This window comes from Aliterella sp. E5.1 (genome assembly GCF_057473825.1).
Window position 1 is genome coordinate 1 of sequence record NZ_JBYCCV010000405.1, and the last position, 1418, is coordinate 1418.

1 pseudogene is annotated in these 1418 nt (G+C 41.9%); it reads left to right on the forward strand.

Annotated elements, in window-relative coordinates:
- Positions 1-221: 221 nt before the first annotated feature.
- Positions 222-1278 (forward strand): annotated as a pseudogene (locus AC2VE5_RS27700) (ISAs1 family transposase); the annotation flags it as partial.
- Positions 1279-1418: the final 140 nt, after the last annotated feature.

The following is a 1418-nucleotide window of genomic DNA, read 5'->3' on the forward strand; positions in this document are numbered from 1 at the left end:
AGCTGCGTAGTTGTTGGATAAACTCGTTGAACAGAGATTTGCCACCATCCAATCGTCCATTCCATTATGAAACCTCATTGAGATGCGACTGTACTTTTAAAGTCGCTCTTAGATTCGATTTCATCCCCAGGGATAATTCTTTGATAGAAAAATATTAGAATGATTAAAACAAATAAGTTTTGGAAATTTTGATGGCGGTCAACTTAATTCAATCATTGCAGGAAATTAAAGATTTCCGAACATCTAGAGGTAGACGTTATCCACTTTGGCTAATTTTGCTATTAGTTGTGATGGGAACTATGAGTGGATGCCGAAGTTACTATGCACTTGAAGACTTTGGAGCGCGTCACTACGGGGCAGTCAGTGAGCAACTAGGACTGACAACAACTCGCTTGCCATCGGACACAACTTTTCGTCGCATCTTGCAGAAGCTAGATTTTCAAGCCCTTGCAAAGCAGTTCGAGCAATGGGCTAGCCATAATATTGATATCCAGCCTCAAGAGTGGATAGCGATTGATGGTAAGAGCATTAAAGGAACTGTCACCGAACCAGGTACGGCATACCAAAACTTCGTTTCTTTGGTTTCACTTTACAGCAGCCTTCAGGGAGTAGTGCTTTCTAGCCAGCAGTTTGAGTCGAAACTAAATTGTGAATTGAAAGTAGTGCAAACAATACTTGAGTCATTGCAGTTAGAAGGAGTAGTGTTTACTATGGATGCACTTCACTGCCAAAAAAACTACTAAGTTAATCATTGAGGGCGGCAATAACTACGTTATTACTGTCAAAGGTAATCAGCCTCAACTACTAGCACAACTGAAAACCTTAGCGTCACACCAAAAGCCTTGTGAACGGGTTGTCGATATTGAGCAAATCCGAGGTCGAACGACTTGCCGAATCGTAAATGTGTTCACAGACCTTAAGGGCATTGACCTTGATTGGCTAGGACTACGAAGCCTTATTCAAGTCGAACGTCTCGGTATCCGCTCAGGAAAGCAATATTTGCAGACCAACTATTACATAAGCTCCGTTGTCTCAAAGGCGATTACATTCGCTAATGGCATTCGTCAGCATTGGGGAATTGAGAATCGCTTGCATTGGGTCAAGGATATGATTTTTGGTGAAGATGCGGCTCCTTTCAGAAATTACAATGCTGCCACCAACTGGTCTATTATCCGCACTATCGCCATCAATATCGCTCGAATGTCTGGCTATGATTCTCTCACCAAAGCCGAACGATTTCTTGCTCATGACATCGACAAATTATTTTCCCTTTTAGAATGAATTACCCCTAAGTGGTAGAAGACAGACGGCAAGTACAGCCTTTGATGAGTAGGTTTTGCAATACGAGTCGACTTTGTCTACTTTACTTACTGTCGGCTTGATTTTATGGCTGTAAAACTTGTGACATATAATGCAGG